This window comes from Catellatospora sp. NPDC049111 (assembly GCF_040648615.1).
In the GTDB taxonomy this organism is placed as follows: Bacteria; Actinomycetota; Actinomycetes; order Mycobacteriales; family Micromonosporaceae; genus Catellatospora; species Catellatospora aurea.
The window spans coordinates 18,450-35,678 of record NZ_JBEZEB010000067.1 but is presented as its reverse complement, the minus strand read 5'-3'; the positions used below and the strand labels follow the sequence as shown (position 1 = coordinate 35,678).

Annotated in this window: 18 protein-coding genes; 7 read left to right on the top strand and 11 right to left on the bottom strand. The window is 72.6% G+C overall.

Annotated features, from left to right (window positions below; genetic code table 11):
* The 4 genes from AB0B66_RS42175 to rimP all read right to left on the bottom strand — a co-directional run.
* Positions 1-942 (bottom strand): translation initiation factor IF-2 N-terminal domain-containing protein (locus AB0B66_RS42175; protein WP_360540999.1); only part of this gene is annotated, 942 nt, incomplete at its 3' end.
* 220 nt (positions 943-1,162) lie between these two features.
* Positions 1,163-1,429, bottom strand: a complete 267-nt coding sequence (locus AB0B66_RS42170; protein ID WP_203693969.1) for a YlxR family protein — start codon at positions 1,427-1,429, stop codon at positions 1,163-1,165.
* A 69-nt stretch (positions 1,430-1,498) separates the two neighbouring features.
* Positions 1,499-2,554 (bottom strand): transcription termination factor NusA, encoded by a 1,056-nt coding sequence (nusA, locus tag AB0B66_RS42165; protein WP_360540997.1) that lies wholly within the window; start codon positions 2,552-2,554, stop codon positions 1,499-1,501.
* On the bottom strand, positions 2,551-3,207 hold the full coding sequence (gene rimP / locus AB0B66_RS42160; protein WP_360540995.1) for a ribosome maturation factor RimP: 657 nt from the start codon (positions 3,205-3,207) through the stop codon (positions 2,551-2,553). Before rimP ends, nusA begins: the two co-directional genes overlap by 4 nt.
* 152 nt (positions 3,208-3,359) lie before the next feature.
* On the opposite strand from rimP, the gene AB0B66_RS42155 reads away from it, so the two are divergent.
* The 6 genes from AB0B66_RS42155 to AB0B66_RS42130 all read left to right on the top strand — a co-directional run bounded on the left by AB0B66_RS42155 (position 3,360) and on the right by AB0B66_RS42130 (position 9,051).
* On the top strand, positions 3,360-3,878 hold the full coding sequence (locus tag AB0B66_RS42155; protein ID WP_360540991.1) for a hypothetical protein: 519 nt from the start codon (positions 3,360-3,362) through the stop codon (positions 3,876-3,878).
* 127 nt (positions 3,879-4,005) lie between these two features.
* Positions 4,006-4,443 (top strand): ferritin-like domain-containing protein, encoded by a 438-nt coding sequence (locus tag AB0B66_RS42150; protein ID WP_360540989.1) that lies wholly within the window; start codon positions 4,006-4,008, stop codon positions 4,441-4,443.
* Between the two features lie 68 nt (positions 4,444-4,511).
* Positions 4,512-5,075, top strand: coding sequence for a PadR family transcriptional regulator (locus tag AB0B66_RS42145; RefSeq protein WP_360540987.1), 564 nt, complete (start codon positions 4,512-4,514; stop codon positions 5,073-5,075).
* Positions 5,072-5,791, top strand: coding sequence for an ABC transporter ATP-binding protein (locus tag AB0B66_RS42140; RefSeq protein WP_360540985.1), 720 nt, complete (start codon positions 5,072-5,074; stop codon positions 5,789-5,791). The genes AB0B66_RS42145 and AB0B66_RS42140 overlap by 4 nt, the downstream gene beginning before the upstream one ends.
* Positions 5,788-8,454 carry an ABC transporter permease gene (locus tag AB0B66_RS42135; RefSeq protein ID WP_360540983.1) on the top strand — a complete coding sequence of 889 codons (2,667 nt, stop codon included), beginning with the start codon at positions 5,788-5,790 and terminating at the stop codon, positions 8,452-8,454. Before AB0B66_RS42140 ends, AB0B66_RS42135 begins: the two co-directional genes overlap by 4 nt.
* Before the next feature lie 132 nt (positions 8,455-8,586).
* Positions 8,587-9,051, top strand: coding sequence for a nitroreductase/quinone reductase family protein (locus tag AB0B66_RS42130; RefSeq protein ID WP_360540981.1), 465 nt, complete (start codon positions 8,587-8,589; stop codon positions 9,049-9,051).
* Between the two features lie 205 nt (positions 9,052-9,256).
* On the opposite strand, the gene AB0B66_RS42125 is transcribed toward AB0B66_RS42130, so the two are convergent.
* The 7 genes from AB0B66_RS42125 to AB0B66_RS42095 form a co-directional block, all read right to left on the bottom strand.
* Entirely contained in the window at positions 9,257-10,045 is a 789-nt protein-coding gene (locus tag AB0B66_RS42125) for a VIT1/CCC1 transporter family protein (protein ID WP_360540979.1), read from the bottom strand.
* The gene (gene map / locus AB0B66_RS42120) at positions 10,042-10,899 is read right to left on the bottom strand and encodes a type I methionyl aminopeptidase (protein WP_360540978.1); all 858 of its coding nucleotides are present in this window, start codon (positions 10,897-10,899) and stop codon (positions 10,042-10,044) included. The genes AB0B66_RS42125 and map overlap by 4 nt, the downstream gene beginning before the upstream one ends.
* Before the next feature lie 10 nt (positions 10,900-10,909).
* Positions 10,910-11,467 (bottom strand): pyridoxamine 5'-phosphate oxidase family protein, encoded by a 558-nt coding sequence (locus AB0B66_RS42115; protein WP_360540976.1) that lies wholly within the window; start codon positions 11,465-11,467, stop codon positions 10,910-10,912.
* Positions 11,468-11,563: 96 nt separating this feature from the next.
* Positions 11,564-12,307: a gamma-glutamyl-gamma-aminobutyrate hydrolase family protein gene (locus tag AB0B66_RS42110; RefSeq protein ID WP_360540974.1), complete on the bottom strand. Its 744-nt coding sequence runs from the start codon at positions 12,305-12,307 to the stop codon at positions 11,564-11,566.
* Between the two features lie 5 nt (positions 12,308-12,312).
* The gene (locus AB0B66_RS42105) at positions 12,313-13,077 is read right to left on the bottom strand and encodes a 3-oxoacyl-ACP reductase (RefSeq protein WP_360540972.1); all 765 of its coding nucleotides are present in this window, start codon (positions 13,075-13,077) and stop codon (positions 12,313-12,315) included.
* A 96-nt stretch (positions 13,078-13,173) separates the two neighbouring features.
* Positions 13,174-14,514: an aldehyde dehydrogenase family protein gene (locus AB0B66_RS42100; protein WP_360541007.1), complete on the bottom strand. Its 1,341-nt coding sequence runs from the start codon at positions 14,512-14,514 to the stop codon at positions 13,174-13,176.
* A 5-nt stretch (positions 14,515-14,519) separates the two neighbouring features.
* Entirely contained in the window at positions 14,520-15,863 is a 1,344-nt protein-coding gene (locus AB0B66_RS42095; protein WP_360540970.1) for a glutamine synthetase family protein, read from the bottom strand.
* A 128-nt stretch (positions 15,864-15,991) separates the two neighbouring features.
* Between AB0B66_RS42095 and AB0B66_RS42090 the strand changes: the two genes are divergently transcribed.
* On the top strand, positions 15,992-17,212 hold the full coding sequence (locus tag AB0B66_RS42090) for an FAD-binding oxidoreductase (RefSeq protein ID WP_360540968.1): 1,221 nt from the start codon (positions 15,992-15,994) through the stop codon (positions 17,210-17,212).
* The last annotated feature ends 17 nt before the right edge of the window (positions 17,213-17,229 follow it).

Below are 17,229 nucleotides of genomic sequence, written 5' to 3'. Positions count from 1 at the left end.
GCCGCCACCGGGACCGCCGGGACGACCCGCGCCGCCACCGGGACCGCCGGGACGACCCGCGCCGCCACCCGGACGGGCCGGACGCTGGCTGGGCATCGACGCCGGGTTCGGCCGCGGCGGCATGGAAGCCGGGCTGGGCCGAGGCGGCATGGAGGCCGGGTTGGGACGCGGCATGCCGGCCGGGGACGGACGCGACGGAGCGCCGCCGCCCTGCGAGATGCCGAACGGGTTGTTGCCACCGCTGCGCGGCGGACGACCGGCGCCGGGAGCGGCCGGACGGCCCTCACGGCTGCCGCCGTCGGGGCGCGGACCACTCGGACGGCCGTCGCGGCCGCCCTCGGGACGCGGGCCACCGGGACGCCCGTCGCGGCGCTCGCCACCGGGCACGCCGGGACGGCCGGCCGGAGCCGCCGGACGGCCTGCGCCGGCCGCGCTGGAGCCGGGACGGGGCGGCATGAAGCTGGGCTTCGGGCCGTCTCCGCGGGGCTGGTCCTCACGCTGCTTGGCAGCCTGCTGGGCCGCCCGGACGGAGGCCTCCTGCTCGGCCTTGAGCGCCGAAGCGCGGGCCTCGGCTGCGGCGACCTCGATGTCATGGGCGCTGGCCGGCTTCGTCACCGGGGTCGGCGGGACCATGGAGGTCGGTGCCTTCGGCTTCATGGGCGCCGAGGGCTTCTTGGGGGGCGCCGGCCTAGCCGTCACCCGTGGTTCGTTCGCGGTCGCCGCCGTGGTCGCCGCTGCCGGGGGCGCCGACGGCGCACTCGGGGCGCTGGGCGCTCCCGAGCCGGCCGCGAAGGCGTCCTTCAGCCGACGGGCGACGGGAGCCTCTACGGTGCTCGACGCGGACTTGACGAACTCGCCCATCTCCTTGAGTTTGGCGAGAACGTTCTTGCTCTCGACGCCGAGCTCCTTAGCAAGCTCGTGTACGCGGGCCTTGCCTGCCACTGCACTCCTCACTCCGAGGTCGCACGGGCAGTGACCCGCTACGACCTCACTTGTGCACTTGAAGCCTGATCATTTTTGCGACTTCATCGTGTGCCCATGCCGGTAGTCCTACCTTGCTTGATCCTCAGACGGGGCTGATGAGGCCGCCGCCTACGGTGGTCCGCCACCCCGTGATGGTCTGGCGGTGATCCTTCGGATCGGTTCGTGATCCCTGAACCGGTCACGGTCCGTGGATCGCCTCAGCCAGCTCCCCGGTGTCGATGACCCCGGTTATCCGCAGCGCGCGCCCGAAGGCACGACGTCGCAGCGCCAGCTCGAGACAGGCCGCTGTCGGGTGCACGTGGGCACCACGGCCGGTCGATCTGCGTCGCGGGTCGGGTCGGAGACTGAACTGGTCAGCTCCCGACGCCACCGCCACGACGCGGAGCAGTTCGGTAGCGGACGCCCGCTGCCTGCATCCGACGCACGTGCGCACCGGAGGCGGCACAGGCGTGACTGATGAGGCCGCCACAAGCGGTGCGGGCCGCGAGCGTCGTACCACCTGATGAGTCTACCCCTACGCGGAGACGGGAGTGCCGCCCGGCTCCGTCTCGTGATCGGCCGCGGGACGCGGTCCGCGCGGCTGCGCCGACCCGGAGTCGGCCGCGTCGGAGCGGATGTCGATACGCCAACCGGTCAGACGGGCAGCCAACCTGGCATTCTGCCCTTCCCTGCCGATCGCCAGCGAGAGCTGGTAGTCGGGGACCGTGACGCGCGCCGCACGCGTTGCGAGATCCACCACTTCGACCTTCAGTGCCTTGGCCGGGGAGAGCGCGTTGCCCACGAACTCCGCCGGGTCGTCCGACCAGTCGATGATGTCGATCTTCTCGCCGTGCAGTTCACTCATCACCGCGCGCACGCGCTGGCCCATCGGGCCGATGCAGGCGCCCTTCGGGTTGACCCCGGGCACGGTGGACCGTACCGCGATCTTGGTGCGGTGACCGGCCTCGCGGGCGATGGCGGCGATCTCGACGGTGCCGTCGGCGATCTCCGGAACCTCCAGCGCGAACAGCTTCTTCACCAGCGCCGGGTGCGAGCGCGACAGCGTCACCTGCGGGCCGCGGAAGCTCTTGGCCACGTGCACCACGACGCAGCGGATGCGCTGGCCGTGCGGGTAGGTCTCCCCCGGCACCTGCTCCGACTGCGGCAGCACGGCCTCGACCTTGCCCAGGTCGACCGAGACGATGCCCTTCTCGGTACGCGTCTCGTGCGCCTGAATGACGCCGGTGACCAGGTCGCCGTCGCGGTTGACGTACTCCCCGAAGTGCACCTCGTCGGTGGCCTCGCGCAGGCGCTGCAGGATGACCTGCTTGGCCGTCATCGCCGCGATCCGGCCGAAGTCGTGCGGGGTGTCGTCCCACTCCCGCAGCAGCTCGCCCTCGCCGCCGTACTCCTGCGCGTACACCACGGCCGCACCGGACTGGCGGTTGATCTCCACGCGCGCATGCGACTGCGCGCCCTCGGTGTGCCGGTACGCGGTGAGCAGCGCAGACTCGATGGCCTGCAGGATGGTCTCCTCGGAGATCTCCTTGTCGCGTGCCAGCGCCCGGAGCGCCGCAAGATCGATGTTCACCGCTCTTCCCCCTTGTCGTCCCGCTCGTCGTCGTCGAGCTCCTCGTCGTCGGACGAGTCGTCGTCGAACTCCGCGAGCTCCTCATCGGAGATCTCGTTCATGCGCTTGAACTCGACCTGGACGCGCCCCGGGCCCAGCGCGTCGAAGCTCAGCGCGTGCTCCTTGCCGTCCACGTCGAGGGTGATCCCATCGGCGTCGGCATCGACGACCCGGCCGGTCAGCGACTTCTCCCCCGCCTTCACCTTCACCAGGCGGCCCACGTTGCGGGCCCAGTGCCGCGGCAGGGTCAGCGGCCGGTCGACTCCGGGCGAGGAGACCTCCAACTGGTACTCGCCCATGATCAGATCTGTGCCGGACTCCTCGGCCTCGTCCAGCGCCCGCGACACCGCGCGGGACACGTCGGCGATGGCGTCCAGACCTACCCCGCCGTCGCCGTCGATGACCACCTGGACCAGGTGCCGCCGGCCGACCTGCTTGACCGACAGCTCCTCCAGGTCGTAGCCGGTGCCGGCCACCACGGGGTCGATCACGGCCTGCAACCGGGCGCGACGCGCCGCCAGTTCGGCCGGAGAGGTCCTGGCAGGAGCCGGTGCCGCCGTCCGGGCAGGCGCCTTGCCCGCCGGTCGGCCTGAGGCACGGCCACGCTGAGCCATCTGGGGCACCCCTCTCGGTGATTCATCGACTGCGCAGAGCGTAACCCGCGCACACGCGGCAACGACCAGCGGCGCGCTGCGGTCGCCGCGTGCGGCGTCCGACACGTGATCACGGAGTGGCAGCGGCGGCTGGCTTAAGGAAGACTGGCGCGGTGCGTACGCGGGGAAATGATCATAGCTGGTCGGCGGGTTTCCGACCGAATCGACGGCGACTGCTGCGGGCGAGCGCCGCGACGGCGGCGGCCGGACTCGCCGGGGCCGCGCTGGCCGGCTGCGACCTGCTCGACCCGGGCCCGGACACCCCGCCCGCGCCGGACGCCCTGACCGGCCTGCTGGCAGGCACCTATGCCCTGGTGGCGGCCTATGACGCCGCGCTCGCCGCGGACACCACCCTCACCACGCTGCTCACCCCGCTGCGCGAGACGCACCGCGCCCACGCCGAGGCTCTGGACGCGATCATGAGCCCGCGGCCCTCGCCCAGCTCCTTCACCGCCCCCAGTGCCGCCCCGGTCGCCGGCGACCGCAAAGCGATCCTGAAGAGCCTGCGCACGGCCGAGGTGTCCGCCGCCAAGCAGGCCGCCGAGGCGTGTGTAACCACCACCACATCGCGCGCCGTCCTGGTCGGCGAGATCGCCGCCGCCCGCGCCACCCACGCCGAGGTGCTCGCATGACCCGAGCCACACCAAGGTCATCGGACTTGCCGGGCAGGTGTGCGTATCTTGAGGCCGGTTTCGCCCCGGTGCCTGGCAAGTCGAGCGATCATGAGGCCGCGGCCGACGAGCGCAGTGAGGAGAAGGCGTGAGCGAGAAGCTGGCGGAGCGGTTGCAGGCGGCGTTGAGCGCCGAGCACAGTGCGATCTTCGCGTACGCCCGGCTCGGGGTGCAGCTCGACAAGGCGTTGCAGAAGGAGGCCCGGATCGGTGAGGAGATGCACCGGACCCGGCGGGACGCGCTGCTGGTGCAGCTCGCCGAGCTGAAGGCGACCGCGCCGGTGGCCCAGGCGGGCTACGCGCTGCCGTTCCCGGTGACCGACAGCGCCACCGCGCTGAAGCTCGCCGCCTACGTCGAGGACGGGGTCGCGGCCACGTGGCGGGCCGCGCTCGCCGACGCCGAGGGCGAGGTGCGCCGCCGGATCCTGGTCGCCTACACCGACGCCGCGGTACGCGGCACCCGCTGGCGCAAGCTCGCCGAGATCGCCCCGGCCACGGTGCGGTACCCGGGCCGCAAGACCCAGTAGCAGGCCTTCCGTCGCACCAGGGGCGGACGCCTTGCCTTCCGTATACCGGGTATGCATACTCAGTAGCCATGTCCATCCGGCATGGTTTGCTCGCCCTGCTCGAACGCGGCCCCCGCTACGGCTACCAGCTGCGCGCCGAATTCGAAGACTCCACCGGCTCCACCTGGCCGCTCAACATCGGCCAGGTCTACACCACCCTCAACCGCCTCGAACGCGACGGCCTCGTGCGCGCGCTGCCGGAGAACGACGGAGGGCAGCGCCCGTACGAGATCACCGGGGAGGGCCGCACCGAGCTCGCGCTCTGGTTCGCGACCCCGATCGCCCGCGCCGACCGGCCCCGCGACGAGCTGGCCATCAAGCTAGCGCTCGCCATCACCACCCCCGGCATCGACGTGCAGGCGGTGGTGCAGACCCAGCGCAGCGCGACTATGCGCGCGCTGCAGGAGTACACCCGGCTCAAGCGCACCGACGCCGAGCTGCCCTGGCGGCTCGTGCTCGAAGCGATGATCTTCCAATCCGAGGCCGAGCTGCGCTGGCTCGACCACTGCGAGACGGCCCTGGTGCGCTACGAGAAGCCCGCCGCCGCACCGCTGCCGTCACACGACGACACCCCACGGGAGGCCCGGCGATGACCGCCGTCCTGCAACTGCGAGACGTGCACCGCACCCACGGCACCGGCGAGGCCGCCGTGCACGCCCTGGCCGGAGTGACCCTCGACGTGCTGGCCGGGGAGCTGGTGGCCGTCATGGGCCCGTCCGGCTCCGGCAAGTCCACCCTGCTCAACCTGGCCGGCGGGCTCGACGCCCCGGACACGGGCGAGGTGCTGGTCGAGGGCCTCGCCCTGTCCACGTTGCGCCGCCGGGAGCTGGCCGGGCTGCGCCGCCGCAGCGTCGGGTACGTCTTCCAGGCACTGAACCTGCTGCCCAGCCTCACCGCCGTGGAGAACGTGGCGCTGCCGCTGGAACTGGAGGGCGTCTCGGCCCGCAAGGCCCGACCGCTGGCCGAGGCGGCACTGTCCGAGGTGGAGCTCGCCGGGTACGCCCACCGCTTCCCCGACGAGATGTCCGGCGGCCAGCAGCAGCGCGTGGCCATCGCCCGCGCTCTGGTCGGGCAGCGCCGCCTGGTGCTGGCCGACGAGCCGACCGGAGCCCTGGACTCGGTGACCGGCGAGGCGGTGCTGCGGCTGCTGCGGGCCCGCGTCGACGCGGGGGCGGCGGCGGTCCTGGTCACCCACGAGGCCCGGCACGCCGCCTGGGCCGACCGGGTGGTCTTCCTGCGCGATGGCCGGATCGTCGACGCGTCCGGCCCACTGACCCAGCCCGAGCAGCTGCTGGAGACCGCGTCATGAGGTGGCTGCGGGGCTGGGCCCCGGCACTGCGGATGGCACGCCGGGAGGCGCTGCGCTCCCGGGGCCGGTCCGCGCTCGTCGTCGCCATGATCGGGCTGCCGATCGCGATGATGTCCTTCGTCGCGGCCGCGTACGACATGCACCGGCTCACCCCGATCGAGGAGCTGACCCGCCAGATCGGGCAGTACGACGCCCAGGTCGAATGGATCAGCGACGGCCCGATCACGCAGGCCCCGCTCGGCGACGGGTACTCCTCCACCGGCGGGCCTCGCGAGTCGGAGCCGAGCGCGGCCGACCTGCTCGCGGTGCTTCCCACGGGCTCGACGGTCGGCCAGATCACCGAAGGTGGAGTCGACGTGCACACCCCGGGTGGCATCGGCGGCGTCAGCGCCCGGGGCGTGGACCTGACCTCCTCTCAGTTGTCCGGTTTCGTCGAGCTGCTGGACGGCTCCCCGCCGACCCGCAACGACGAGGTCGCGCTCAACGAAGGGCTGGCCGACCGGCTCGGCGTGGGCGTCGGCGGCACCATCCGCACGGCGAGGCCCGAGTACACGTACACGGTCACCGCGATCGTCGAACTCCCGAGCTCGCTGCACGAGACCGTGCTCTTCCGGCCGGGCGTCCTGCCCGCGTCGGTGCGCTGGGTGGTCGACACTCCCTCGCCCCTGCTCTGGGCCGACGTGCAGCAGCTCAACCAGCGCGGCATCCTCGTCAAGAGCCGCGCCGTCGCCCTCGACCCGCCCACCGTGCCGAACATCGACGTCCAGCAGGGCAGCAGCGGCCCCGGAGAGATCGCCCTCGGCGCGATCGTCGTCGTGCTGATCATGCTGGAGATCGTGCTGCTGGCCGGTCCGGCCTTCGCGGTCGGCGCGCGGCGGCGCAGCCGGGACCTCGCGCTGGTCGCGGCCGCCGGAGGAACCCCGGCCCACCTGCGGCGCATCGTGCTGGCCGACGGAGTGGTGCTCGGCCTCGCCGCTGCGGTCGCCGCCGTCGCCATCGGCATCGGTACCGCGGTGCTGACCCTCCCGCTGTTCGAGCAGTACCTGGTCCGGGCCCGCGCCGGGGGCTTGCGTTTCTTCCCCGCCGCGCAGGCCGGGGTCGTGCTGCTCGCGGTCGGGGCGGGGCTCGCGGCCGCGATGGTGCCCGCGTTCACCGCCGCACGGCAGAGCGTGGTCACCGTGCTCGCCGGACGCCGGGGCGTGACCCGGTCCCGCAAGCGCTGGATCACCCTCGGCCTGATCCTGGTCGCCGTGGGCGCGGCGATCGCCGTCGCCGGGGCCGGGATGGCAGGCACCACCGCCATCATGGCCGGCCTGGTGCTCGGCGAACTCGGCCTGGTGCTGCTCACCCCGTCGCTGGTCGGGCTCATCGCCCGCACCGGACGGTGGCTGCCACTCGCCCCGCGCATCGCGCTGCGTGACACCGCCCGCAACCGCGGCTCCGCCGCGCCCGCGATCTCGGCCGTGATGGCCGCGGTCGCCGGAGCGGTCGCGATCGGGGCGTTCCTCGGCAGCGAGCAGCAGCAGGCGTACGAGAGCTACGACCCGCGGCTGCCGGTCGGCAACGTGCTGGTCCAGCAGATGGCCGAGAACAGCGCACCCGAACCGGACGTCGCCCGGATCTCCGACGCGGTACGCCAGGCACTGCCCGGTGCGCGGCCGCACGTGCTGCAGTCGGTCGTCTGCGCCGACCGGGCCAAGGAGCACTACTGCTCGCCCCAGCTCGAGCTGCCACCGGCGCAGCGCTGCCCTGCCTCCGAGGACCCGAACACCACACCGGAGGAACGGGACCGGGCCGCTCGCGAGGACCCCCGTTGCGCATACCAGATGGGCATCGGTTCGATGCAGTTCGCGGTCGTCGACGACGTGGCCGCCCTGGCCGCGATCAGCAGCGCGCCCTCGGCAGACCTGGCACAGGCCCGGCAGGTCCTGGCCGCGGGCGGCATCGCGGTCGCCGACCCCAAATACCTGGACGACGGCATGGTGACGGTCTTCGTGACCGAGTGGAAGGACCAGCAGGAGGGCGTACGCGGCACGCCGGTGACCGTGCCCGGCGCGGCGCTGCCCGGCGGCACGCCGACGGCCGCGTTCGCGGTCACCACGCCCGCGCTGGCCGAACGGCTGGGCCTCGGCCTGCGCCGCGACACGGTGCTCGCGGCTGTCGGGCACGTCCCCTCCCCTGCCGAGTCCGAGCGCCTCAGGGCCGCCGTAAACGCGGTGGCCGACAACCTCAACGTGGACATCGAGCTGGGTGCGCAGTACCGCGAGGAGCCGGTGATCTGGATCCTCGGGGTGGTGGCGGCGCTGGTCGCGCTCGGCGCGGCGGGCATCGCCACCGGCCTGGCCGCCGCGGACGGCCGCGCCGACCTGGCCACCCTGGGCGCTGTCGGGGCCAGCCCGCGGGTGAGGCGGCTGCTGTCGCTGAGCCAGTCCGGGGTCATCTCCGGGCTGGGCGCGCTGCTCGGGGTGCTGGCCGGCGCGGGCACCGCAGCCGTGCTGATCTTCGCCATGAACGCGGGCGGTCACATCCGCATCGGCGACGTCCCGATGCGGCTGGTCATGCCCTGGGACACCATCGCCATCGTGCTCGCCGTCCCGCTCGTGGCGATGGCTGCCGCGGGCCTGCTCACCCGCTCCCGCCTCCCCATCGAACGCCGCCTGTGAAGGCGAAGGAAGGGCACCTTCACATCGCTCCGCGTTGTGGAAGGTGCCCTTCCTCACGCCTGGTGGCGGCTGAGCCGGTCGGCCGCACCCCAGACGTGAAGACTTTTCAGTCGCGGCTGCTTGCGGCACACTGTGCCGATGCTCCCCCGCCTCGCCCGCTACCTGGGCCACCGCCGCTGGTTCGCCCGCATGGGCAGGTTCCTCGTCCCGGCCGACCGCGCCGTCGCCAAGCTGACCAAGGGCCGGGTCGTGGCACTGGGCCTGCTGCCCACGCTGATCCTGACCACCACGGGCCGCAAGTCCGGCCAGCCCCGCACCCAGCCGCTGGTGTACGTCCGCGACGGCGACAACTACGTGGTCATCGGCTCGAACTGGGGCCAGCAGGGGCACCCGGCCTGGTCGACGAACCTGCTCGCCACCCCGGACGCCGTGGTGACGCTGGGCGGCAGGGAGATCCCGGTGCGCGGGGCGCTGGCCGAGGGCGACGAACGCGACCGCCTGTGGCGGATGCTCCTGACCGTCTGGCCCGCCTACCAGACCTACCAGGAGCGCGCTTCGAACCGGGTGATCCGGATCTTCAGCCTCGTCCCCCGCTGAGCCGGACGACTCGGCCGCCATGGTCGCCGTCTCTGGTCAGAAGACGTGGTCGGACCACACCCCTGGACCATAAACGGCGATCTTGATCCTGACAGTCGGGCAATCGAGCGGAGTCGTTCGTGTCTGCGCAGGTCAGCGTCCTATGGCGTTAACAAGGGCACCTTCTATAACGCGGAGCGTTAAGAAGGTGCCCTTGCTTTGCCCGTCAGGCGGTGCTGACGCCGATGGCGGCGCCGATGAGGTAGGTGGCGCCGGCGGCGGCCGCGCCGAGCAGGAGCTGGCGCAGGCCGGCGGACCACCAGCGGCGGCGGGTGAAGCGGGCGGTCAGCGCCCCGACGACGAACAGGCCCAGGCCGCCGATGCCCAGCGCCAGCCACAGGGACTCGCTGCCGAACAGGTAGCTGAGCAGCGGGATCAGCGCGCCGACCGAGAAGCAGACGAACGACGAGATCGCCGCCGTCCACGGGCTCGGCTTGCTGTCCGGGTCGATACCGAGCTCCTCGCGTACGTGCATGCGCAGCGCCTCGTCGGGCTGGGCACGAAGGTCCTCGGCGAGCTGCCGGGCCAGCTCCGGCGAGATGCCCCGGTCGATCCAGCGCTGGGCCAGCTCCGCGGCCTCGGCGGCCGGGTTGTGCCGCAGCTCGCGGCGCTCCTTGGCGATCTCGGCCTCGATCTGCTCGTTGGCGGTGCGCACGCTGGCGTACTCGCCGAGCCCCATCGAGATGGCCCCGGCGACCAGTCCGGCCACGCCGGTGAGCACGACGGTGTGCGCGCTGACCCCGGCGCCGCCCACACCCGCGATCAGGCCGATGTTGGTGACCAGCCCGTCCATCGCGCCGAACGTCGCCGCGCGCAGCCAGCCGCCGGAGACGTCGGCGTGCTCGTGGTCGATCGGCTTGACGGCCTCGGGCCGGGGACCCTCGGGCGGCACGGGCCCGGCCGCGCGCGCACCGCTCTCGGCGGTGACGGCGGGGTCGGGCTTGTCGGGGTTCACGGCAGCGTCAGGATGTCCGCGCCGGACTCGGTGACCACCAGCGTGTGCTCGAACTGGGCGGTCCAGCGGCGGTCCTTGGTGACCACGGTCCAGGTGTCGCGCCAGGTCTCGTACGCGATGGAGCCGAGTGTGATCATGGGCTCGATCGTGAACGTCATGCCCGGCACCATGATGGTGTCGGCGTTCGGGTTGTCGTAATGCGGCACGAACAGTCCGCTGTGGAAGGACTGGCCGATGCCGTGCCCGCCGAAGTCGCGCACCACGCCGTAGCCGAAGCGCTTGGCGTAGGACTCGATGACCCGGCCGATCACGTTGATCGGGCGGCCCGGCGCGACCGCCTTGATGCCCCGCATCATCGCCTCGTGGGTGCGTTCGACCAGCAGCCGGGCCTCCTCGGCCACGTCGCCGACGCAGAAGGTCGCGTCGGTGTCGCCGTGCACCCCGTCCTTGAACGCCGTCACGTCGACGTTGATGATGTCGCCGTCCTCGATCACCGTCGAGTCCGGGATGCCGTGGCAGATGACCTCGTTCAGGCTGGTGCAGCAGGACTTGGGGAAGCCCTTGTAGCCCAGCGTCGACGGGTACGCGTCGTGGTCGAGCAGGAACTCGTGCACCAGCCGGTCGATCTCGTCGGTGGTGACCCCCGGCTTGGCGTGCTCCCCCGCGAGCTGCACGGCCTGCGCCGCGATCCGCCCGGCGACCCGCATCTTCTCGATGGACTCGGCGTCCTGGGTGAGCGGGCCGTCCCAACGCTTCGGCTGCTTGCGGCCGACGTACTCGGGACGGGGGATGTGGGCGGGCACCTCCCGCCACGGGGAGAGCTTGCCTGGGGTCAGCGTCGCACGGCCGTTCATGCCCTGAACTCTAGCGCTCGGCGAAGACGGGGGCTCCGTCGATGCTGTGCGCGTTGCGGGTCGCCCGGTAGTGCTCGCGCTGTTCGGGGGTCTTGTGGTCCCAGAACTGGACGAGCAGGTCGCGGTCGCCCTCGTACGACATCAGCGGCACGCCGTAGCCACAGGAGTCCGACACCCGCGTGACGTCGATCACGACGATGCTGCGCAGGCCGACGTGCGGCGGGGCGGGGAACCGCGCGATCAGCTCGGCGGCGCGCGGGTCCTCGGCGAGCACCGCCTCGCCCTGGCCGTGCAGGCGGTAGATCTTGGGCGGCCCGTCGAACGCGCACACCATCAGCACGATGCGGCCGTTGTCGCGCAGGTGGGCCATGGTCTCGATGCCCGAGCCGCCGTACTCGTAGTAGGCCACCTGATGCGGGCCGAGCACCGCGAACGAGTCGGTCAGGCCCTTGGGAGAGACGTTGACGTGGCCATCCGGGTCGGACGGCGCGGTCGCCACGAAGAAGACCCGCTGCGCCAGCAGGAAGTCACGGATTCGGTCGTCGATCAGCTCGTACACCTTGCCCATGCCGCGACGCTACCCCGCTCTTTTCCGCACCGCCGCCCCGTTGCCACCTGACGGGACGGCGTCACGCCCCGAGCGGAGCGTGACGCCGGATGAGGGTCAGACGGTCGCGAAGAACTCCGCGCGGTTCGCGCGGGCGTGCCGCACCTGGGTGGCCGCGTTGACCAGTGCCAGGAAGAGCGCGTTGGTCGCCATGTCCTCCGGGTGCCACTGCACCCCGACCGCGAACGGGTGATCCGGGTGCTCGACCGCCTCGATCATGTCGTCCGTCGTGCACCAGCCCGTCGGCACCAGTCGGCCCGGGTCCTTGACGGCCTGGTGGTGGTACGAGTTCACGACCGCCTCCGGCCCGTACAGCTCGCGCAGCCGCGAGCCGGTGGCGAAGTGCACGGGGTGCTCGGCGTACACCTTCGTCGGCCCCGTCGTGGAGTGCTGCCCCGTGCCCGGCACGTCGGGCAGGTGCTGGTGCAGCCGCCCGCCGGCGGCCACCGTCATCACCTGCATGCCCCGGCACACGCCGAGCAGCGGCAGGCCGGTCTTCAGGGCGACGCGCACCAGCGGCAGCTCGCCGGCGTCGCGCAGCGGGCTGGTGTACACCTTCGGGTGCGGCGTCTCGCCGTAGCGGGCCGGCTCCACGTCGGCCCCGCCCGCCACGATCAGGCCGTCGAGCCCGTCGAGGACCTCCACGCCGCCGTCGGGCTGCGGGGGCACCAGCACGGGCCGCCCGCCGGCCTGGGTCACCTGCTCCACATAGGCCCAGGGCACCAGCGCGGCGCGGGTGTCGTGAACGAGGAATCGGGCGGTTTCCACATAGGTGGTGATACCGATCAACGGTCTGGTCACATCGCTCACAACGGCGTCACATAGGCCCCGGTAATGCCCCCGTCCACGACGAACTGGGAGGCGGTGATGAATGAGGAGTCGTCGCTGGCGAGAAACGCTACCGCCGCGGCGATTTCGGCGGGCTCGGCGAACCGGCCCATCGGCACATGGACGAGTCGGCGAGCGGCCCGTTCCGGATCCTTCGCGAACAGCTCCATCAGCAGCGGAGTGGCGACCGGGCCGGGGCACAGCGCGTTGACGCGCACTCCCTGCCGGGCGAACTGCACGCCCAGCTCACGGCTCATCGCGAGCACGCCGCCCTTGCTGGCGGTGTAAGCGATCTGACTGGTGGCCGCGCCCATCAGGGCGACGAAGCTGGCCGTGTTGATGATGGAGCCCTTGCCCTGGGCGAGCATGTGCGGCAGGGCGTACTTGCAGCACAGGTAGACGCTCGTGGTGTTGACCCGCAGCACCCGCTCCCAGGCGTCGAGCCCGGTGTCGAGGATCGAGTCGTCGTCGGGCGGGGAGATGCCCGCGTTGTTGAACGCGATGTCGACCCGGCCGCGGCGGGCCGCCACGCCGTCGAACAGTTCGCGCACCTGGTCTTCGTCGGAGACGTCGCACTGCACGAACTCGCCGCCGACCTCCTCGGCGATCTTCTTGCCGGCCTCCTCGGCGAGGTCGACGGCGACGACGTACGCGCCCTCGGACGCGAACCGCCGCGCCGTGGCCGCGCCGATGCCGCTGGCCGCCCCGCTGATGACCGCCACCCGGTCCTGCAACCGCCCCATGCCCTGCCTCTGCCTGCCTTTCGCTGTCCGATGACCGGTGGCGCCCGCGACCCGTGCTTACAGCGTGCGGGATGCGGACGGGGCACCGCTGGTATTTCACTCGGTGGAGATGAAGACGTTCTTGGTCTCGGTGAACGCCAGCGGGGCGTCGGGGCCCAGCTCACGGCCCAGCCCGGACTGCTTGGCCCCGCCGAACGGGGTCCAGTAGCGCACCGAGGAGTGCGAGTTGACGCTGAGCACGCCCGCCTCGACGCCCCGGGCCAGCCGCAGCGCGCGGCCCACGTCCCGGGTCCAGATCGACCCGGACAGGCCGTACTCGGTGTCGTTGGCCAGCCGCAGCGCCTCGTCCTCGCCGTCGAACGGGAGCACGGACAGCACCGGCCCGAACACCTCCTCGCGCCAGTGCCGCTCATCGGGGTCGCGCGCCGCCAGCACCGTCGCGGGGTGCCAGAAACCGGCCCCAGCGGGCGCGTCGCCGCGCATCAGCACGTCCGCGCCGGCCACGTAACCGGCGACCCGGGCGCGCTGCTCGGCGGTGATCAGCGGGCCCATGCCGGTGGCCGGGTCCATCGGGTCGCCGCAGCGCCAAGCCGCGACGTGCGGCTCCAGCAGGGCCAGGAAGTCGTCGTACACCTCGCGCTGGACGAGCAGGCGGGAGCGGGCGCAGCAGTCCTGCCCGGCGTTGTCGAACACGGCCCCGGGCAGCGCGGCGGCGGCCCTGTCCAGATCCGCGTCGGCGAACAGCAGGGTGGAGCTCTTGCCGCCGAGTTCCAGGGTCACCCGGGTCAGGTCGGCGGCGCAGGCGGCCATGATCTGGCGGCCCACCTCGACGGACCCGGTGAAGCAGATCTTGCGTACGCCCGGATGGGTCACCAGGGCCTGCCCGGTCACCTCGCCGTGGCCCGGCAGGACGGTCAGCACTCCCTCGGGCAGCCCCGCCTCCAGGGCCAGCTCAGCCAGGCGCAGCGCGGTCAGCGGAGTGGTCTCGGCCGGTTTCACGATCACGGTGTTGCCCGCCGCCAGCGCCGGGGCGAAGCCCCACGCCGCGATCGGCATCGGGAAGTTCCACGGCACGATCACCCCGACCACGCCCAGCGGCTCGTGGAAGGTCACGTCCACGCCGCCCGCGACCGGGATCTGCCGCCCGCACAGCCGCTCCGGCGCGCCCGCGTAGTAGTCGAGCAGGTCGCGGACGTTGCCGGCCTCCCAGCGGGCGTTGCCGATCGTGTGCCCGGCGTTGCGCACCTCCAGCAGCGCCAGCTCCTCGACGTGCGCGTCGACCACCGCCGCGAAGCGGCGCAGCAGCCGGGCCCGGTCGCCCGGGGAGACCTGCCGCCAGCTATCGAACGCCTTCGCGGCGGCCCGCACCGCCGCGTCCACCCCGGTCGCGTCGACCGGCTCCACCGAGGTGATCAGCTCCTCGGTGACCGGGTTGATGATCTTCACAGCCGCTCGAACCCCCGCACCAGTTCCCAGTCCGTCACCGCGGCGTCGTACGCGGCCAGTTCCACCTGCGCGGCGTGCCCGTAGTGCTCCACCACCTCGTCGCCGAACGCCTCCCGGGCCACCGCGCTCGACTCCCAGCGCAGCAGCGCGTCGCGCAGCGTGGCGGGCATCCGGGCGGCCGACGGGTCGTCGTAGGCGTTGCCGGTGAACATCGGCTCCAGCGGCAGCTCGTGGTCCATGCCGTGCAGCGCCCCGGCCACCAGCGCCGCGATCGCCAGGTAGGGGTTCACGTCCCCGCCCGGCGAGCGGTGCTCCACCCGCAGCGAGTGGTCGTGGCCGACCAGGCGCAGCGCGCAGGTGCGGTTGTCGCGGCCCCAGCGCAGCGCCGTCGGCGCGAACGAGCCCGCCTGGTAGCGCTTGTACGAGTTGATGTTCGGGGCGTACAGCACGCTCATCTCGGCCGTCGTCGCCAGCAGTCCGGCCAGCACCCGCTCGCCGAGCGGGCTCAACCGGTCGTGCTCGGCCATCACCGGCCGGCCGTCGGAGTCCCGCAGCGAGAAGTGGATGTGGCACGAGTTGCCCTCGCGCTGGTTCGGCTTGGCCATGAACGTCAGCGACATGCCCTGCGCGGCGGCGATCTCCTTGGCCCCGTGCTTGTAGATGCTGTGCTGGTCGGCCGTCTTCAGCGCCTCGGCGTACCGGAAGGCGATCTCGTGCTGGCCCAGGTTGCACTCGCCCTTGGCGCTCTCCGGGGCCAGCCCTGCCCCGGCCATGCCCAGCCGGATCGCCCGCAGCAGCGGCTCCACCCGGGACGTGCCCAGCAGCGAGTAGTCCACGTTGTAGCCGTTGGCCGGGGTCAGCCCCTGGTAGCGCTTGGCCGCCGCCTGCTCGTAGGTGTCGGCGTAGACCACGAACTCCAGCTCGGTCCCGATGTACGCGGTCAGCCCGCGCTCGGCCAGCCGGTCCAGCTGCCGCCGCAGGATCTGCCGCGGCGACTGGACCACCGGACTCGCGTCGTGCCACAGCACGTCGGACATCACCAGCACCGTGCCGGGCAGCCACGGGATCGGGCGCAGCGTGTCCAGGTCAGGCCGCAGCACGAAGTCGCCATACCCCTGCGACCAGCCGGAGACGGCGTACCCGTCCACCGGGGTCATCTCCACGTCCACCGCGAGCAGGTAGTTGCACGCCTCGCTGCCGTGCCCGACGACCTCGTCCAGGAAGTACGCCGCGTGCAGCCGCTTGCCCTGCAGGCGTCCCTGCATGTCCGTCATGGCCAGCAACACCGTGTCGATGTCGCCCGCCTCCACCATCGCGCGCAGGCGCTCCACCGACCACATGCACACAAGGTCTACCGCCCGCACCCACCCACGTCAACAAACCCGAATGCATCGCTGCTCGTGGCGGGGCACGCAAAGTTGTGACGGACCCCTTCCGTTCGGGGGTCGCAGCGGGTACCACTGACCAGATGGGAGCGAGCGCACGGGCGGTGATCATCGGGGGCGGCGTGGTCGGCTGCTCCCTGGCATACCACCTCGGCCGGGCCGGGTGGCGCGACACCGTGCTGCTGGAGCAGCACGAGCTCACCGAGGGCAGCACCTGGCACACCGCCGGGTTCGTGACCTCCATGCGCGGACCGGACGGGCCCGGCTGGCATGCGCGGCTGGCCGGATACCTGCCCGCGCTGGCGGCCATGCTGCGCGCCGAGACCGGCCACGACCCGGGCTGGCGTCCGGTCGGCGGGCTGCGGCTCGCACTGAGCCACACCCACGTCGACGAGCTGCGCCGGCTGGCCCGCCGCGCCGACGAGCTAGGCGTGCCCCTGGAGCTGCACGGCGCGTCGGCGATCATGAACCGGGTCCCGCGGCTCGACCTGTCCGACGTGCAGGCCGCCGCCTGGCTGCCCGGCGAGGGCTTCGTGCGCCCGAAGGACTTCGTGAACGCGCTGGTCGCGGGGGCCGTCGCGCACGGGGTCAGCATCCGCACCGGGGTGCGGGTCACCGGCATCGACACCACCGGCGGGCAGGTCCGCGCGGTGCACACCAGCGACGGCGTCATCGAGACCCCGCTCGTGATCAACGCGGCGGGCGCGGCGGCGGGAGCCGTCGGGGCGATGGCCGGCGTCGTGGTGCCGGTCGTGCCGATCCTGCACCAGTACGGCGTCAGCGAGGTGCTGCACCCCGCCCTCGACCCGGACGCCACCCCCACCTGCCGGATCCCCGAGCAGTCGCTCTACCTGCGGGCCGCCAACGGCTGCGTCATCGTCGGCGGCAGCCGCCCCGACCCGGTGCCCGCCTGGCCGGCCGGCGACGCCGAACCCCTGGCCAAGGCCCGTGAGCTGGCGGCACCCGACGAGGCGGCGTTCGCCCCGCTGTGGCAACTGGCCGGCGAGCGGATGCCGGAACTGCGCCGCACCAAGCTCGCGAAGATCATGCACGGGGTCGAGGCGTTCACCCCCGACGGCGTCCCGCTGGCGGGCCGCTCCGCGCTGCCCGGCCTGTGGATCGCGGCCGGGTTCGGCCTGCACGGCATGGCCCTGTCCGGCGGCATCGGCCGCCACCTCGCCGAGTGGATCACCTCCGGCACCCCGAGCTGGGAACTCGACGCCCTGCTCCCCGAACGCTTCGGCGCCCCCGCCGCCAACCGCGACTGGACCACCTCCCGCGCCCTCGACACCCTCCGCCGCTGACCCCGCCCTGCCCGAAG

Bases quoted from the DNA above. Each gene is read 5' to 3' on its own strand.
- AB0B66_RS42090 (WP_360540968.1), top strand. From the start codon at position 15,992: ATGGGAGCGAGCGCACGGGCGGTGATCATCGGGGGCGGCGTGGTCGGC.
- AB0B66_RS42095 (WP_360540970.1), bottom strand. From the start codon at position 15,863: ATGTGGTCGGTGGAGCGCCTGCGCGCGATGGTGGAGGCGGGCGACATC.
- AB0B66_RS42105 (WP_360540972.1), bottom strand. From the start codon at position 13,077: ATGGGGCGGTTGCAGGACCGGGTGGCGGTCATCAGCGGGGCGGCCAGC.
- AB0B66_RS42145 (WP_360540987.1), top strand. From the start codon at position 4,512: ATGTCCATCCGGCATGGTTTGCTCGCCCTGCTCGAACGCGGCCCCCGC.
- AB0B66_RS42115 (WP_360540976.1), bottom strand. From the start codon at position 11,467: ATGGGCAAGGTGTACGAGCTGATCGACGACCGAATCCGTGACTTCCTG.
- map (WP_360540978.1), bottom strand. From the start codon at position 10,899: ATGAACGGCCGTGCGACGCTGACCCCAGGCAAGCTCTCCCCGTGGCGG.
- rimP (WP_360540995.1), bottom strand. From the start codon at position 3,207: ATGGCTCAGCGTGGCCGTGCCTCAGGCCGACCGGCGGGCAAGGCGCCT.
- AB0B66_RS42140 (WP_360540985.1), top strand. From the start codon at position 5,072: ATGACCGCCGTCCTGCAACTGCGAGACGTGCACCGCACCCACGGCACC.
- AB0B66_RS42135 (WP_360540983.1), top strand. From the start codon at position 5,788: ATGAGGTGGCTGCGGGGCTGGGCCCCGGCACTGCGGATGGCACGCCGG.